The sequence below is a fragment of the Martinezella sp. CNPSo 3890 genome, from assembly GCF_057784455.1.
On sequence record NZ_JBXSOR010000004.1, the window covers coordinates 13,704 to 29,810 of the forward strand.

Annotated in this window: 12 protein-coding genes; 11 read left to right on the top strand and 1 reads right to left on the bottom strand. The window is 60.6% G+C overall.

What is annotated here, in order from left to right:
* Positions 1 to 223: 223 nt before the first annotated feature.
* The gene (htpG, locus tag AC13RC_RS12875) at positions 224 to 2,113 is read right to left on the bottom strand and encodes a molecular chaperone HtpG (RefSeq protein ID WP_488557346.1); all 1,890 of its coding nucleotides are present in this window, start codon (positions 2,111 to 2,113) and stop codon (positions 224 to 226) included.
* 325 nt (positions 2,114 to 2,438) lie between these two features.
* Between htpG and AC13RC_RS12880 the strand changes: the two genes are divergently transcribed.
* From AC13RC_RS12880 to AC13RC_RS12930, 11 genes are all read left to right on the top strand, one after another.
* A complete protein-coding gene (locus AC13RC_RS12880; protein ID WP_488557347.1) occupies positions 2,439 to 3,077 on the top strand; it encodes a hypothetical protein in 639 nt (212 codons plus the stop codon).
* Positions 3,078 to 3,282: 205 nt separating this feature from the next.
* A complete protein-coding gene (locus AC13RC_RS12885; protein WP_488557348.1) occupies positions 3,283 to 4,167 on the top strand; it encodes a helix-turn-helix domain-containing protein in 885 nt (294 codons plus the stop codon).
* Between the two features lie 169 nt (positions 4,168 to 4,336).
* Positions 4,337 to 6,523 (top strand): TonB-dependent siderophore receptor, encoded by a 2,187-nt coding sequence (locus tag AC13RC_RS12890; RefSeq protein ID WP_488557349.1) that lies wholly within the window; start codon positions 4,337 to 4,339, stop codon positions 6,521 to 6,523.
* A 237-nt stretch (positions 6,524 to 6,760) separates the two neighbouring features.
* Positions 6,761 to 7,606 (top strand): ABC transporter substrate-binding protein, encoded by an 846-nt coding sequence (locus tag AC13RC_RS12895; protein ID WP_488557350.1) that lies wholly within the window; start codon positions 6,761 to 6,763, stop codon positions 7,604 to 7,606.
* Complete coding sequence (gene fhuB / locus AC13RC_RS12900) at positions 7,599 to 9,590, top strand: Fe(3+)-hydroxamate ABC transporter permease FhuB (RefSeq protein ID WP_488557552.1); 1,992 nt, start codon at positions 7,599 to 7,601, stop codon at positions 9,588 to 9,590. The genes AC13RC_RS12895 and fhuB overlap by 8 nt, the downstream gene beginning before the upstream one ends.
* Positions 9,587 to 10,639, top strand: a complete 1,053-nt coding sequence (locus AC13RC_RS12905) for a DUF2218 domain-containing protein (RefSeq protein ID WP_488557351.1) — start codon at positions 9,587 to 9,589, stop codon at positions 10,637 to 10,639. Before fhuB ends, AC13RC_RS12905 begins: the two co-directional genes overlap by 4 nt.
* 116 nt (positions 10,640 to 10,755) lie before the next feature.
* Positions 10,756 to 11,343 (top strand): ANTAR domain-containing response regulator, encoded by a 588-nt coding sequence (locus AC13RC_RS12910; RefSeq protein ID WP_069614611.1) that lies wholly within the window; start codon positions 10,756 to 10,758, stop codon positions 11,341 to 11,343.
* Between the two features lie 55 nt (positions 11,344 to 11,398).
* Complete coding sequence (locus tag AC13RC_RS12915; protein ID WP_183809063.1) at positions 11,399 to 12,697, top strand: CmpA/NrtA family ABC transporter substrate-binding protein; 1,299 nt, start codon at positions 11,399 to 11,401, stop codon at positions 12,695 to 12,697.
* A gap of 369 nt (positions 12,698 to 13,066) precedes the next feature.
* Positions 13,067 to 14,365, top strand: coding sequence for a CmpA/NrtA family ABC transporter substrate-binding protein (locus AC13RC_RS12920; RefSeq protein WP_488557352.1), 1,299 nt, complete (start codon positions 13,067 to 13,069; stop codon positions 14,363 to 14,365).
* Between the two features lie 34 nt (positions 14,366 to 14,399).
* Positions 14,400 to 15,296 (top strand): nitrate ABC transporter permease, encoded by an 897-nt coding sequence (ntrB, locus tag AC13RC_RS12925; RefSeq protein ID WP_488557353.1) that lies wholly within the window; start codon positions 14,400 to 14,402, stop codon positions 15,294 to 15,296.
* Positions 15,297 to 15,306: 10 nt separating this feature from the next.
* Complete coding sequence (locus AC13RC_RS12930) at positions 15,307 to 16,104, top strand: ABC transporter ATP-binding protein (protein ID WP_488557354.1); 798 nt, start codon at positions 15,307 to 15,309, stop codon at positions 16,102 to 16,104.
* Positions 16,105 to 16,107 lie beyond the last annotated feature (3 nt).

Here is a 16,107-nt window from a genome sequence, read left to right on the forward strand (position 1 = left end):
GCAGACCGAAGCCGCAGAGCCGTTCGATCATACGCGTTGAGTGACGTTAACGCTTACGTGGCTGGACGATCCGGCCAGTGTGCATGTCTTCTATAAAAGAGGACGTTTCCTCGCGCAACGAAAAGATGATAATTTTAGACAAGTTTCGCATCCGACGCCCACGCGGACGCAAGGTCTGCCGAGCAGGTCGGCACGGCCTTTCAAAGCCGTGCCGACTGATTGATTACTGCAGTGCCTTTTCCATCAGCCGCGCCAATCGTTCGGCGAAGGCACGCGGATCGGCCGGCTTGTCGCCGTCGAGAACGCGGGCCTGGTCGAGCAACAGGAAAGCAGCATCGTCGCGCAAGGACGGCGCATCCGCCTTGGCGGCGATCGCTTTGACGACCGGGTGATCCATGTTGATTTCAAGGATCGGCTTGGCGCCGGACTGTAGACGACCGGCTCCCTGCAGGATCTTCTCCAGCTGGCGGTCATAACCCTGCTCGGAGGCCACGAGGCAAACGGCGCTTTCGATCAAACGATCGGATGCACGGACATCGGAGACTTCATCGGCCAGCTTCTGCTTAGCATAGTCGAGGAAGGCCTGGACTTCGGCGGGCGCGCTTTCGCTTTCCGGCTTGTCTTCGTCCTGCTTCTTGAATTGGGCGAGATCAGCAGAGCCTTGCGTGATCGACTTGAAGCTCTTGCCCTCGAATTCCGGTGCATTGGTCACCCAGAAGCTGTCGACGGAATCGGTCAGCAACAGGACTTCGATGCCGCGGGCACGGAAGCCTTCAAGCTGCGGCGACGCCTTCAGCTGCTCCAGGCTGCCGCCGACGAGATAGTAGATCGACTGCTGGCCCTCCTTGGCATCCTTGATGTAGTCGGCAAGCGAACGATAGCCATCTCCCGAGGTAGTCGTGCGGAAGCGCGAGAGCGCCAGAAGCTGCGAGCGGCGCTCGAAGTCCTCGTAGAGGCCTTCCTTGATGAGGCTGCCGAAACTCTCCCAGATCTTCAGGAAGGCGTCATGGTCGCTCTCCGCCTGTTTCTCGATCGCCGTGATGATGCGATTGGTCACGCCCTTGCGGATCGCCGTCAGGATCGGGCTTTCCTGGATCATCTCGCGCGAGACGTTGAGCGGCAGGTCCGACGTGTCGACGAGGCCGCGCACGAAGCGGAGATAGCGCGGCAGCAATTCGGCTTCATCGGTGATGAAGACGCGCTTCACATAGAGCTTCATGCGGCCCTTGCGGTCCGGATCGAAAAGATCGAAGGGCTGCGAGCCCGGCACGAAGGCAAGCGCCGAATATTCATGGCGGCCCTCGGCGCGGAAATGCACCGTCAGCGCCGGCTCGTCATACTGGCCGGAAACGCCGCGATAGAAATCGGTATATTCCTCGGCCGTAATGTCGTTCTTCGATTTCGTCCAGAGCGCGGTGCCGTCGGTCAGCTGCGTCGCTTCCTCGCCGGGCTTTTCGGCGATCTTGATCGGCACCGGCACATGACCGGACTGTTCCTTGACGATGCGCTCGACGCTCCAGCGCGAGGCATAGGTCTTGGCATCTTCCATCAGATGCAGCGTGATGCGGGTGCCGCGCGCCGGCGCCTCGCTGACGTCAACAGGCGCAACGCTGTAGCCGCCCTTGCCATCGGAAGACCAGAGCCAGGCATCCTCCGCACCGGCGCGGCGTGAGACAACATCGACGCGGTCGGCCACCATGAAGCAGGAATAGAAGCCGACCCCGAACTGGCCGATGAGCTGCGCACCCTCGCCCTGTTTGTTGGCCTCGATACGCTCCATGAAGGCGCGCGTGCCCGAGCGGGCAATTGTGCCGAGCGCTTCGATCATCTCGTCGCGGCTCATGCCGATGCCGTTATCCTCGACGACGAGCTTGCTGCCATCGGCATCGAGCGTCAGCAGGATGCGACTGTCGGGATCGTTGGCAAGCAAGCCGGGATGGGCAATCGCTTCGTAGCGCAGCTTCTCGCAGGCATCGGCCGCGTTCGAGATCAGCTCGCGCAGGAAGACATCCTTGTCCGAATAAACCGAGTGAACCATCATGTGCAGAAGGCGGGCAACGTCGGCCTCGAAAACGTGGCTCTCGGCGGTATTTTCTGCGGTGGTGGTCGTCATAAGCGTCTAGTCTCCTGGGAATAAAAAAAGTCGCGCCGCACAGGTGGCGGAAGACAAGCGAAATTTCAAGCGGGCGTTGTCCCACAGAGCTCAAAACGAGCGAATGAGCCCGTTTTCGCGTGCGGAAGCGTTCACGCGACGCTTCTGTCACGAGTTTATCACGCAGGATTGACAGCAGTGCGGCCCCACTGCGGCATGGTGCCGCAGTGACTGCCATAAATTTGGCAGAGGCGAGACCAAGATCGAAAGGGTTCGCATCGATCGGCGCTCCAAGCCATCCAAGCAGGAGCCGATCCGACATGCTCTCAAAGCAAAGGAGATCATCGTGCTAACCCTCCGCAATGCATTTCTCATCGGCGCCGGCCTTATCACAGCCACAGGATTGGCGAGCCAGGCTGTCGCTCAGCAGAAGATCGAGCAATCCGCCAATACGCACCAAATGACAGTTCGCCTGCCGGACGGCTCGCTGGAATTGATCCGCTACAGCGGTGCTCAGCCACCGACGATTACCTTCCGGGACGGTCCGGCGTCGATGGCGGGCTTTGCTCCAATCGACGACGTCTCGCCCTTCGCCGACATAGAGCGCATCTCGGCTGCCATGGATCGCGAGGCCGCAGCCCTGATGAATGATCCGGGTCTCTTCACGCCGTGGCCGGATGGCTCGGATAATCTCATGAAGATCGATCTGTCGAAGCTCCCCGCAGGCGTGAAAGGATATACGGTCATCTCGATGACATCGGGCAAGGGCACTTGCACGCAAACCGTGGAGTATTTCAGCTCCGGCAGCGGCAAGCCTCGGGTCGAGAAAACGAGCTCCGGAAGCTGCGGCCCGGCTCAGAGCCCGGCTACCCGGCCGGCACATGCCATTGCGCCCCAGCCATCTCCCAACCATCAGCCGTCCAACGTGATCCAGGCCTCGTTTCAGCCCAATGCAAAAACGGTGAGATTGGCAGGTCTGTTCTAGGATATAGACCCTAAATAAGCAGTATCGATCTCAAAGGCGGGATGCTCGAAAGGGCATCCCGTTTGTATTTGGAGACGCGGGTAGAGATCTTTTTGCATGGCGACCGCCCTCGCGCCCATGCGGATTGCTATGCGGGCAGTGTTGCTATAATAACTTGAGTTTAATTTGAAGGATTATTGCGCAAAAGCGACGCCGGAAGCAGCAAATGACGTTTCAGCCAAGAATGCAGAACAAGATCGGAGGCTTTTCCGTCATCGGCGGTATGCATCGCCGCCACTGGAACGGCATGGTTGCCGACATCTGGAACGTCAATTGCGCGGCGCAGGCCGGCGGATATTATGTGGCACGCGATCCACGCCTGTTCATCCTTCTGGAACAGCGTGGCGCAGGCAAGACCAATGTCCGCCCCTCGCCTCGCGCGCAGGCCCAGCTGCAGGATTATAGTAGTGGTCGCATCTCCTACATTCCCGCTGGCATGGAGCTCTGGGTCGACATGGCAGGCGTCGAGTTCGTCCGCCACCTCGATATTCATTTCGACGCCGAGATCATCAGCCAGCGCCTGATGGAACATATCGACCCGGCGCGGCTCGGCCGTCCGCAGCTGCATTTCAACGACCCGCGCATAATAGCGCTTGCCGAGCTGATCGCGGCCGAGTGTGAAAACCCGGAGCCGCTGCACGATCTCTACGGCGACGGCCTGACACTTTCGTTGCTGATCAATGTGCTGCAACTGCGCGGCACCCAGCCGCGCAAGCGCAGCGGTCTCGCTACCTGGCAGCTGCGGCGCGCGGTCGATTATATCGAAGAGAACTGCACGCGCGCCATCCGGCTGGAAGAACTGGCTGAATTGACCGGCCTCTCGCAGTCGCATTTCAGCCACGCCTTCAAGGCGTCGACGGGTCTGCCGCCGCATCAATGGCAAACGCAGGCCAGGCTCGAAAAGGCCAAGCAGCTTCTTCTGAACAGCGAGATGCCGCTGACGACCGTTGCCGTCGAAACCGGCTTTGCCGATCAGGCGCATTTCACCCGCGTCTTCCGCAAGAATGTCGGCGCTGCGCCTGCCAGCTGGAAGCGCAGCAGGCTTGCCTGAAAACCACAGCCCGCGAGCAATTGTAGGTTTTGCGGAGAATTGCCCAAAAACATTCAATTTCCCCCGTGACAGACAAGCCGCGCCTGTAAATATGAGTTAACTGCTCATCTTATCGAGGGATCGGCCACCGGGCTAAACGGGGCGCAAGAATTCGGGACAATTGACGGAAATGCAGGGATTGAAGCAGGACGTATCGCGAGCGCGGCTCATGGCGACGGGCGCAGCCATTATCGCGCTGCTGGCGGGCTCCAAGGTCATGGCGCAGGAAACGCCGACTGAGTTGCAGCCTTTGGTTATTCAGGGTTCGCAACAGAAGAGTGAAGACAACGGTACCGCGCCGGTCAAGGGCTATGTCGCCAGGAAGACCACGGCAGGCTCAAAATCCGACACGCCAATCACCGAAGTACCGCAATCGGTCTCCGTCGTCGGCCAGCAGGAAATGCAGGATCGCGGCATCACAAACAAGGTGGATGAGGCTCTGCGTTATACGCCCGGCGTTACCGCGCAGCCCTTCGGCAATGATGGCGATACCGACTGGTTCTACATTCGCGGCTTCGACGCGACGCAGAGCGGCGTCTTCATGAATGGCCTGACGCTCTATAGCTACGGCTTCGGTGGCTTCCAAATCGATCCCTATATGCTCGAGCGCGTCGAAGTGCTGAAGGGGCCTTCTTCCGTGCTTTATGGCGGCGCCAATCCGGGCGGCCTCGTCAACATGGTTCGCAAGGAGCCAACGGACACTCCTCAATATTCGACCGAGATCGGCATCAACAATCTCGGCAATGCCTTCGTCGGCTTCGACTTTTCCGACAAGCTTTCGGCCGACGGCGTCTATCGCTACCGCCTGACCGGCAAGATCGCCGGCGGCGACACCTATAGCGATGGCACCCACGACCTGCGCGGCTTCATCATGCCGCAGGTCACCATTTCGCCCGATGAGTCCACCAAGCTGACCGTCTTCGGCATGCTGAGCGGCTTGGATGAAATCCATAGCGGCAACGGCTTCTTCCCCTATGTCGGCACTGTTGTCGATGCGCCCTTCGGCAAGATCAAGCGCGATGCCTTCTATGGCGAGCGAAGCATCGATAATCTCAAATATGCCCAGCAGATGCTGGGCTACGAATTCTCGCACGATTTCGACGGCGGCTGGACCGTGTCGCAGAACGCGCGCTACGGCCATCTCTACAAGCGCGAGGAAGGCCCGTATCTGAACGGCTATGTCGACGGCAATCCGCTCAGCCCTGGTTATGACGATCCCAACTACATGCTGAACCGCATCGGCTTTTTCGAGCGCTCAAAGGTCGATACCTTCTCCGTCGACACACGCGCAGAAAACAAGTTCGACACCGGCCCGATCAGCCATGATTTCCTAATCGGCACGGACTATTCGATCTACCGCCTCGACCAGATCCAGGCGTGCTGCGGCTCCAATCCGATCAGCGCAACGAACCCGGTCTACGGCACGCCGCAGGGAACCAACTTCGTCTACCTCAATCAGGTCATGACGCAGCAGCAACTCGGTATCTATACGCAGGACCAGATGCGCTTCGGCGATGGCTGGCTGGTCACGCTCAACGGCCGTTACGACTTCGTCGACACCAATTCCGACTCGAAGGTCGGCACGAGTTACAAGTCGAACGCATCAGCGCCAAGCGGCCGTGCGGGCCTCGCCTACGAGTTTTCCAACGGCATCACACCCTATGTCAGCGCCGGCACCTTCTTCAATCCTCTGATCGGCACCAGCGTCAGCGGCGGCGGCCTGACACCGGAAAAGGGCGAGCAGTACGAGGCCGGTATCAAGTATGAGCCTGACTTCATCGACGGCCTGTTCACGGCGTCCATCTTCCAGATTAACCGTAAGAACATGGCGCTGACCGATCCGGTCACCTTCCTGCAGCGCCAGGTCGGCGAGGTCCGCTCGCGCGGTGTCGAATTCGAAGGCAAGGTCAATCTGGATGATAATTGGAAGCTCCTCGGCTCCTATTCCTACACGGATCTGACGATCACCAAGGACCTAGACTCCTCCATCATCGGCAACTCGCCCTATCTGGTACCGAATTCCACCGCATCCCTTTGGCTCGACTATGCCTTCACGAGCGATGCGCTCGAAGGGCTCAGCATCGGCGCCGGCGTGCGCTACCAGGGCAAGTCCTGGGCAGACCAGGCCAATACACTGCGTGTACCCTCGGCAACGCTCTTTGATGCGGGCATCCGCTACGAGAAGAAGGGCTGGGGTGCGGCGCTCAACGTCTCGAACCTGTTCGACAAGGAATATGTCTCGGGTTGCGCCGGCGAGAATGTCTGCGGCTACGGCGAAGCGAGAACCATCACCTTCAAGCTCAGCAAGAAGTGGTAAGTTGAGAATTAAAGTATACTTTTATTTTCGATCATGGCAAGGAACCGAGGATTGCCGCAAGGCAATCCTCGAACTCGTTTCAAACCGAAGGCAACGCTTACGCATGACGACGCAGTGGCTGCGAATTTACCGCGTCGGCGCAGGGATGCTTGCCCAGTCACAGTGCTGCAGCCTGGTCAGCTATTTCCAATGACAGCAGGAAACGCTCATAAGCTGTCTCGAAGACAGTTCATTGCGATGGCAGGCGCAAGTGCGATCGCCGGCCTGACGCCGGCGCGCGCCGCGGCGAGCCCGCGTGTGGCGACGCTCGATTGGGCCATTCTGGAAACCCTGCTGGCGATCGGCGCAAATGTGGTTGCCGGCACCGAATTACTGCAATTCCGCGACGTTGCCGTGACCCCGGCCATTCCCGCGGGCGTTGCCGATCTCGGGCTGCGCGGCACGCCGAACTTCGAAGTCCTTCATGCATCCCGGCCAAATCTGATCTTCAATTCCAATTTCTATACCTGGGCCGACGATCGCATGCGGCTGATCGCACCGGTCGAGAGTCACGCCATTTATCAACCCGGAGCCAGCCCTTACCGGCTTTCGGAACAGGCAACCCTTGCGATCGGCGAGCGGCTTGGACTTATGACAGGTCGTGCCCTCGTCGATGCGACGCGCGAAAAACTCGAAGCCTATCGCGCCAGTTTCAGCAGGGGCGATCACCGGCCGATCCTGCCGATCAATCTGGGCGACGCCAGGCACTTTCGCGTCTTCGGCTCCGATAGCATGTTCGGAGAAGTTCTCACCCGCACCGGCCTGACCAATGCCTGGCCGGATTTGACAAGTTATTCGGCGACCGCACCGGTCGGCATCGAACGGCTAGCCGCCATGCCGGATGCATGGATCGTCCTCATCCCGCCGCATCCGGCCGAAGCTCTGGCGGAACTCCAGCAAAGCGCATTCTGGAATGCGCTTCCGCCGGTACGGCAAGGTCGTGTCCTCATGCTCGGCTCGATCAATCCCTATGGTGCGCTGCCGGCGGCAGAACGCTTCGCCGATCTCCTTGCAGGAGGCCTCAACCGTGCATGGAATGATTGATCGGCCTGTGATTGCCCAAGGCAAATCGCTGGCACGCAACGGTGCTCTGCTCGCCACTCTCTGCATCCTTGCTTTTGCAGCTCTGCTCTTGCTGCGGCCGCAGCTTGCCGCTGATGTACGCGAGGCAGCCGCACTCAACCATATCTTGCTCACCGATAGCCTGCTGCCGCGCTCGGCTATCGCAATCATAGCCGGTGCGGCTCTCGGCCTTTCGGGCGCCTTGCTGCAAAGAGTCTTGCGCAATCCGATCGCCGACGCCTCGACGCTCGGGATCGCCGCCGGGTCGCAGCTGGCAATGACGATCGCTGTCGGGCTCTTTCCCTTGCTGATCGGCCTGCCGCGGGAGATCTCTGCCTTTGTCGGCGGGCTTGCTGCGGTCCTGATCGTTCTGGCATTGAGCTGGAGGCGTGGTCTCGACCCGGTTACGGTGGCGCTATGCGGCATGATGGTGACGCTGGTTGCAACCGCACTTAGCGTCACCATCATTCTCGCGCGCGGCGAATATGTCATGTCCGTCTTCATCTGGGGCGCGGGCGCGCTGAACCAGCAAAACTGGGACGGTGTCGTCACGCTTGCGCCGCGCCTGATCATCGGCTTTGCAGCCGCATTGGTACTGGTCCGCCCTCTGACGGTGATGAGCCTGGACGACAGCAGCGCCAAGAACCTCGGCCTTGCATTGCACAGCATGCGCCTCGCCATTCTGGCGCTTGCCGTCTGGCTGGCGGCTTCGGTGACGGCGCAGGTTGGCATCATCGGCTTTCTTGGGCTTGCCGCACCTCACATCGCCAGATTCTGCGGCGCGCGGCGCACGCAGCACCTGCTGATCGCCGCCCCTATCGCCGGCGCCGGCCTGCTGTTCCTGACGGATTGCCTGGTGCAGCTCCTCTCGCCGGGGTTCACCGACCTTGCCCCGACGGGAGCAGCGACCGCGCTCCTTGGCGGCCCCCTCCTATTGCTGCTTCTGCGGCGCCTGCATTCCGGCAATGCGCTGCGCGGCGATGGCGGTCCTCGGACGCGGCTGACGATTGCAGCACCGGGACGAGCGCTTGCCTTGCTCGCACTCGGTTTCGTTCTTCTGATCCTCATTGTTCTGTCGGTCGGGCGCAGCTTCGATGGCTGGCACGTGGCGCTCGGCAGCCAGTTTCGGGAACTTCTGCCTTTCCGCCTGCCGCGCACCATCGTTGCAGCAACTGCCGGCGCGATGCTCGCCGCAGCAGGCTTCATCATGCAGCGCCTCACCACCAATCCGCTCGCAAGCCCCGAGGTCCTGGGAGTGAGCGCCGGCGGCGGGGCGGGCCTGACGATTGCACTCTTTCTCTTTGCATTCCCCTCGCCCGTCGTCACGATCACCGCAATGACGATCGGCGCGCTGATTGCATTCCTCGCCATGATGGCATTCAGCGCGCGCGGCGGCTTCGACCCCGAGCGACTGCTGCTTTCGGGCGTCGCCATCGGCGCGCTCTGCATGGCAATCGTCACTGTCGTTCTCTCACGCGGCGATCTGCGCGCCTATCTCCTGCTGACCTGGCTGTCGGGCTCCACCAATCGGGCCGGTTCCTTCGAAGCCTGGACCGGCGTCATTTCGCTTGTGCTTGTCGTTCCGATCCTGCCGATGCTGAGGCGATGGTTCGATGTGCTGCCGCTCGGCGGCGACGTTTCGCGCTCCGTCGGCCTCTCGGTTACGGCAAGCCGCCTCACTCTGGCGGTTCTTGCGGCCATCCTGACTGCGATCCCCTCTTTCCTCGTCGGCCCGCTCAGCCTGACGGGGCTGATCGCACCGCATCTTGGGCGCCTCATAGGCTTTCGTAGCACCCTCAAACAGTTGGGCGCGAGCTTGCTGCTTGGCGCCATGCTGCTCGTGCTGGCCGACTGGCTGTCGCGCATTGTGATCTTTCCCTATGAGGTTCCCGTCGGTCTGTTCGCGGCGCTGATTGGCGGGCCCTATCTCATCTGGTTCCTGACCCGCAAGGAGACGAAAAAATGATGCATTCAAGGGATTTCACCGCTTCCGGCGTGGCGACCCACAAGGATGCCGGTCAATTGCTGGATCAGTTCTGCGCGCGTTTTGCCGAACATGTCACCATCACGAGAAGTGAGGCCGGAGCCCGCCTCGATACCGTCATCGGCAGCGCCGACATCGCCGTCAGCAATGATCGTCTCGACATCAAGCTACGTTGCCCGACGGCAGCCATGCTCTTCACGATCCGCAGCATGGTCGCCGAAAACCTGTTCGAACTCTCCACCAGCAACACTCTCGCCCTCGATTGGGCCGACGGCCCGCAACCATCAGCCATACCGAACCTCCGCGAAATCAGGGTCGTCGATGCCTACGATATCACTCCGCACATGCGCCGCGTCGTCGTTGCGACTGATGATGCCAGGCATTTCGTCGAGGGCGGCCTGCATGCGCGCCTGCTCATTCCGCCGAAAGGCCGCGAGCCGGTCTGGCCGCATACGGAGCCGGACGGCCGCATCCATTGGCCGAAGGGCGATGATGCGCTGACCATCCGCGCCTATACGATCCGTAGCATCGATCTTGACCGCGGCGAGATGAATATCGATTTCGTCGTACATGAAGGCGACGATGTGCCGGGAGCGACCTGGGCGTTGACTGCTCGCCCCGGCGACCCTGCCGGCCTGATCGGCCCCGGTGGCGGCGGCGTGCCGACAGCGCGCAAGCTCATTCTCGCCGGCGACGAAACCGCGCTGCCGGCCATCGCCCGCATTGCAGCCTCCGTCCCTGCCGATGCCGAGTTGCGGATCCTTCTTGAGATCGCCGACAAACAAGAAGAGCAGCCGCTGACATCAAGCGCATCGATGAATGTCACCTGGCTGCATCGCAATGATGCCGCTGCCGGGACGACGGATACGCTTGAACGCATCCTGCGCGACATCGTGCCTGCGGCCGATCCGGAAACCTTTGTCTGGGTCGCCTGCGAACAGAAGCAGGCGCGTGCCGTCCGCGCTTTCGTCAAGAGCGAGATCGCCAGGGATCCTGGCACTTTCAGCATCGCCGCCTATTGGCAGCGTTGATGAGGAAATAGCCAGAACAGGCCAAAATAGCCTAATATTTAGGCGATTTTTAAAATCGCCCAATATTTCAGCGAGCAACACTTGTTCGCCTTGCTGCATTGCGTCATAAAGATGCAATGAGCCGTCTCGATCTGACCATTCTTGTGATCGATGAAAACACGATCCGCGCCTCGATCATCGAAGAGGGGCTGCGGGAGGCTGGTCATGCGCGGGTGACGGTCATCCATGAAGTGCAGGGCGTCGCACGCACGATCGAGACGCTACGTCCAGACGTCATCATCATCGATCTCGAAAATCCAAACCGCGACATGATGGAGCATCTGTTTCAGCTGACGCGGACGGTAGGGCGGCCGATCGCCATGTTCGTCGATCGTTCCGACACCGCCTCGATCGAGGCGGCTGTCGAGGCCGGCGTATCAGCCTATATCGTCGACGGCCTCAAGAAGGAGCGGGTCAAGCCGATCCTCGATATGGCCGTCAGCCGCTTCAATGCCTTCAGCCGGCTACAGCGGGAACTGGCGGACGCCAAGTCTGCGCTTGAAGAACGCAAGATCGTCGAGCGGGCCAAGGGAATCTTGATGAAGATGCGCGGCCTTTCGGAGGAGGAAGCCTTCGCGCTGCTGCGACAGACGGCCATGAACGAGAAGAAGAAGATGTCCGAGATCGCGCAAAGCGTTGTGACGGCAGCGGGGTTGCTGATGTGAGCGTACCGAGCCCCATCTTGTCCGTCGCCTTGAGAGGGGAGGCATCGGAGTGAATATGAGAGTGCAAGCAACCCGTTCCGCCAAAGCCCAACAGGCGGGTGACAGCAATCCTTCGGCGCCTGCCCAGATTGCCGGCGAAGGCCCGCGCATACTGCGCGCCGGCTTCATTCCGCTCGTCGATGCTTCTGTCCTGATTGCGGCGGCGGAATTCGGTTTCGCCCGCAAGGAGGGAATCGCCCTCGATCTCGTCAAGGACGTCTCCTGGGCCAATGTCCGCGACCGTCTTGCCTTTCGCCAGTTCGACATCGCTCATATGCTCTCGCCGATGCCGGTCGCGGCGATGCTCGGGCTTGGCTCGAACCCCTCGCCCACGATTACGCCATTCTCTCTCGGCTGTGGCGGCAATGCCATCACGCTATCGACGCGGCTGTTCGACCGCATGTGCGAAGAAACAGGCCTGTCCGATCAGGCAAGCGCACTGGAAAATTCGCAGGCGCTTGCGAAGGTGGTCGACACCATGAAGGCGCGCGGGGAGCAGCCGCCGACACTTGGCATGACCTATCCCTTCTCGTCGCATAATTACGAATTCCGCTATTGGCTGGCCGCCGGTGGCATCGATCCGGACCGGGACGTGAAGCTCGTCGTCGTGCCGCCGCCCCTCACATCCGATGCGCTCGCCGCCGGCGCCATCGATGGCTTCTGCGTCGGCGCCCCCTGGAACATGGTCGCATCCGAACGAGGCGTCGGCCGCATCGTCGCAGCAAAGCAGGATATCTGGCCCTCCGCACCCGAAAAGGTGATCGGCATGCGCCCGGAATGGGCCGAAAACCATCCGGAAACCGTGTCGCGCCTTATCGTGGCGCTGGACGCAGCAGCGCGCTGGTGTGACCGGCCAGAAAATCACGATTCCCTTGCCGAAGCGCTTGCCGATCAGCGTTATATTGCGGCACCTGTGCACATCATCCGCCATGTGCTGGCAGGCGAATTCAACCTTGATGCCAGAGGCCATCGCCGCATCATCGACAGGTATTTCAGTTTCCATGGCGGCTTTGCCAACTATCCGCGCCCGAGTCAGGCGCTTTGGATCTTCAGCCAGATGATACGCTGGGGGCAAAGCGCATTTTCCGAGCAGAACATGAAGATGGCAGCCTCGGCCTACCGTTCCGATCTCTATCGGCTGGCACTCGGCAGCGAGGCGTCGCCCGACGATGCCGATATCCGTATCGAGGGCGGCAGGGATGGCGACCGCTTCATGGACGGCCATATTTTCGATCCAGCGGAGATCGCCGCCTATGTCGCCGGATTTGCCGTGAAAACGACAAGCGCGACGCAGTCTTTGAGCGACGACATCTAGCCTCAAGGCATGCTGCGCTGCACAGAATAAACGCAGGATCAAAAGCCGGGCGAGCGGCATCCGCTCAAAATATTTGCAGAAATCGCAACTGCCCGCACAGCGGGCCTTCCAACCATCTTCCTGAATAATCGAGCAATTACAATGCCATGATCGCGCCGTTAAAAACTGGCACGCGGCTTGCTTATTCAATTTCGCTTCGATCAACGGCGATCGAAGCACGCAATGCGCGGAAAACGCGCTCGCAAAGACATCGACGTCGCAAGGTTCTTGCCCCGAGGATTCCTTTCCTGTCCCGGGCTGCATCGACCGAGCGGCGTTTTTTTATGTCCAAAATCCACGCGTCACGAGCAAAACAAGGGGAAACTGCAAGTGAAGAAGATCCTCTCCGGTGGTATTACGCGCCGAAACCTTTTGAAGACATCCGCCACGGCAGCCCTGATCGGCGCCGTCAGGACCGCTTTCCCCTCCGGCGCCTTTGCAGCAACCGCCGGACCTGAAGTGTCGGATGTGAAGCTTGGTTATATCGCGCTGACGGATGCCGCACCGCTGGTTATTGCCAAGGAAAAAGGCCTGTTCGAAAAGCATGGCCTTTCCAACGTCGATGTGGCCAAACAGGCCTCCTGGGGCGCAACACGCGACAATCTCGTGCTCGGCGGGGCGGCAAACGGCATCGACGGCGCCCACATCCTCTCGCCGCTCCCCTACCTCATGCACACGGGCAAGGTGACGCAGAACAACCAACCCGTGCCGATGGCGATCCTCGCCCGTCTCAATTACGACAGCCAGGGCATTTCGGTTGCAAAGGAATATGCGGAAACCGGTGTGCAGCTTGACGCATCCAAGCTGAAAGCCGCCTTCGACGCGAAAAGAGCCGCGGGCAAGGAGATCAAGGCGGCCATGACCTTCCCCGGCGGCACGCATGATCTTTGGATCCGCTATTGGCTGGCCGCCGGCGGCATCCATCCCGACAAGGACGTCTCGACCATCGTCGTACCGCCGCCGCAGATGGTGGCGAACATGAAAGTCGGCAACATGGACGTCTTCTGTGTTGGCGAGCCCTGGAACGAGCAGCTCGTCAATCAAGGCATCGGCTTTACCGCCTGTACGACCGGCGAAATCTGGAAGGGCCACCCGGAAAAAGCGCTCGGCATGCGCGCAGACTGGATCGAAAAGAATCCGAATGCGGCCAAGGCCCTGCTGATGGCGGTCATGGAAGCCCAGCAATGGTGCGACAGCATGGACAACAAGGAGGAGATGGCGGCCATTCTCGGCAAGCGGCAATGGTTCAACGTGCCGCCCAAGGACGTGCTCGGCCGCCTCAAGGGCGACATCAACTACGGCAACGGCCGGATCGCCAAGGGCACCGATCTTTACATGAAGTTCTGGAGGGGAGGCGTTTCCTATCCCTATCAGAGCCACGACGCCTGGTTCATCGCCGAGAACATTCGCTGGGGCAAGTTCGCTCCCGATACCGATATCAAGACGCTGGTCGGCCAGGTGAACCGCCAAGACATCTGGCGCGATGCCGCCAAGGATCTCGGCGTTGCCGCGTCGGACATTCCCGCATCGACTTCGCGCGGCAAGGAAACCTTCTTCGACGGCAAGGTTTTCGATCCCGAAAATCCCACTGCCTACCTCGAAAGCCTCTCGATCAAGGTGGCGTCATGATGCTCGGCACTCTCTTCCAAAAAGGATTCGTTCAATGTCCGTAACCGCCCGCAAACAGCAAGCTGCCGTTGCGCAAGCGCCTGCTCCCGCAAAGAGCGATGTCGTGACATTGGCGGCCCGCCCGGCTCGGCGCATCAATCCAGGTCGTATCGCTGTCTCGGTCTTGCGTAACGCCCTGCCGCCGCTGGTAGTCCTGGTGCTTCTGCTCGTTATCTGGCAGCTGCTCTGTGAGCAGCCGGGCGCCAGCTTGCCGCCGCCGTCGCAGGTCTGGCAGGAGAGCTACGATCTCATCGTCTATCCCTTCTTCTACCATGGGTCACAGGATATCGGGCTTGCCTGGCGCGTGCTCGTCTCGCTGCAGCGCGTCGCCTATGGCTTCGGCCTTGCGGCCGTCGCCGGCGTGCTCATCGGCGCGGTGATCGGGCAATCGGTCTGGGCGATGCGCGGCCTCGACCCAATCTTTCAGGTCCTGCGCACCGTGCCGCCGCTGGCATGGCTGCCGCTGTCGCTCGCGGCCTTCCAGAACTCCAACCCGTCGGCGATTTTCGTGATCTTCATCACCTCGATCTGGCCTGTTATCATCAACACGGCAGTCGGCGTTCGCAACATTCCACAGGATTATCGCAACGTCGCCAAGGTGCTGCGGCTAAACCAGATCGAATTCTTCTTCCGCATCATGGTGCCGGCGGCCGCTCCCTACATCTTCACGGGCCTTCGCATCGGCGCCGGGCTTTCCTGGCTTGCAATCGTTGCCGCCGAGATGCTGACCGGCGGTGTTGGCATCGGCTTCTTCATCTGGGACGCGTGGAACTCCTCGCGTCTGCCCGACATCATCGTCGCACTCGCCTATATCGGCGTCACCGGCTTCGTCCTCGACCGCCTGGTCGCAGGCCTCGGTGCCGTCGTGACCCGCGGCATGACGAGCAATTGAGGAGAACCCAATGAGCGCCTATCTGAAGCTCGATCATATCGACAAATATTTCGATCGCGGCGGCCAACGTGCCGAAGTCCTGAAGGGCATCGAACTCGTCATCGACAAGGGTGAGTTCGTGTCGATCATCGGCCATTCCGGCTGCGGCAAGTCGACCCTTTTGAACCTCATTGCCGGCCTGACGCCGGTCTCCGCCGGAGCGGTGCTGCTTGAGAACCGGGAAGTCAACGCGCCAGGTCCAGATCGCGCAGTAGTCTTTCAGAACCATAGCCTGCTGCCCTGGCTCAGCGTCTACGAGAACGTCAATCTCGCAGTCTCGAAGATATTTCGCGGCACGAAGAGCAAGGCGGAGCGTCATGACTGGGTCATGCGCAACCTCGATCTCGTGCAGATGGCCCATGCCAAGGATAAGCGTCCCTCGGAAATATCAGGCGGCATGAAGCAGCGTGTCGGCATTGCCCGCGCACTCGCCATGGAGCCAAAGATCCTGCTGCTTGACGAGCCCTTCGGCGCGCTGGATGCGCTCACCCGCGCCCATCTTCAGGATGCCGTCATGGAAATCCACGCCCGCCTCGGCAGCACGATGGTGATGATCACCCATGATGTCGATGAAGCCGTGCTGCTCTCCGACCGCATCGTCATGATGACCAATGGCCCGGCCGCTCATATCGGCGATGTCCTTGAAGTACCGATTTCGCGGCCGCGCAACCGCATCGAGCTTGCGTCCGACAGAACCTACCTCAAATGCCGCGAGGCCGTGCTGAAGTTCCTCTACGAACGCCACCGCTTCGTCGAAGCCGCGGAGTGATAC

What these genes read in the sequence shown, in the direction of transcription:
- AC13RC_RS12885 (WP_488557348.1), top strand. Translation starts at nt 3,283, where the DNA reads ATGACGTTTCAGCCAAGAATGCAGAACAAGATCGGAGGCTTTTCCGTC.
- ntrB (WP_488557353.1), top strand. Translation starts at nt 14,400, where the DNA reads ATGTCCGTAACCGCCCGCAAACAGCAAGCTGCCGTTGCGCAAGCGCCT.
- AC13RC_RS12890 (WP_488557349.1), top strand. Translation starts at nt 4,337, where the DNA reads ATGCAGGGATTGAAGCAGGACGTATCGCGAGCGCGGCTCATGGCGACG.
- AC13RC_RS12930 (WP_488557354.1), top strand. Translation starts at nt 15,307, where the DNA reads ATGAGCGCCTATCTGAAGCTCGATCATATCGACAAATATTTCGATCGC.
- htpG (WP_488557346.1), bottom strand. Translation starts at nt 2,113, where the DNA reads ATGACGACCACCACCGCAGAAAATACCGCCGAGAGCCACGTTTTCGAG.
- AC13RC_RS12915 (WP_183809063.1), top strand. Translation starts at nt 11,399, where the DNA reads ATGAGAGTGCAAGCAACCCGTTCCGCCAAAGCCCAACAGGCGGGTGAC.
- AC13RC_RS12910 (WP_069614611.1), top strand. Translation starts at nt 10,756, where the DNA reads ATGAGCCGTCTCGATCTGACCATTCTTGTGATCGATGAAAACACGATC.
- fhuB (WP_488557552.1), top strand. Translation starts at nt 7,599, where the DNA reads ATGATTGATCGGCCTGTGATTGCCCAAGGCAAATCGCTGGCACGCAAC.
- AC13RC_RS12895 (WP_488557350.1), top strand. Translation starts at nt 6,761, where the DNA reads ATGGCAGGCGCAAGTGCGATCGCCGGCCTGACGCCGGCGCGCGCCGCG.
- AC13RC_RS12905 (WP_488557351.1), top strand. Translation starts at nt 9,587, where the DNA reads ATGATGCATTCAAGGGATTTCACCGCTTCCGGCGTGGCGACCCACAAG.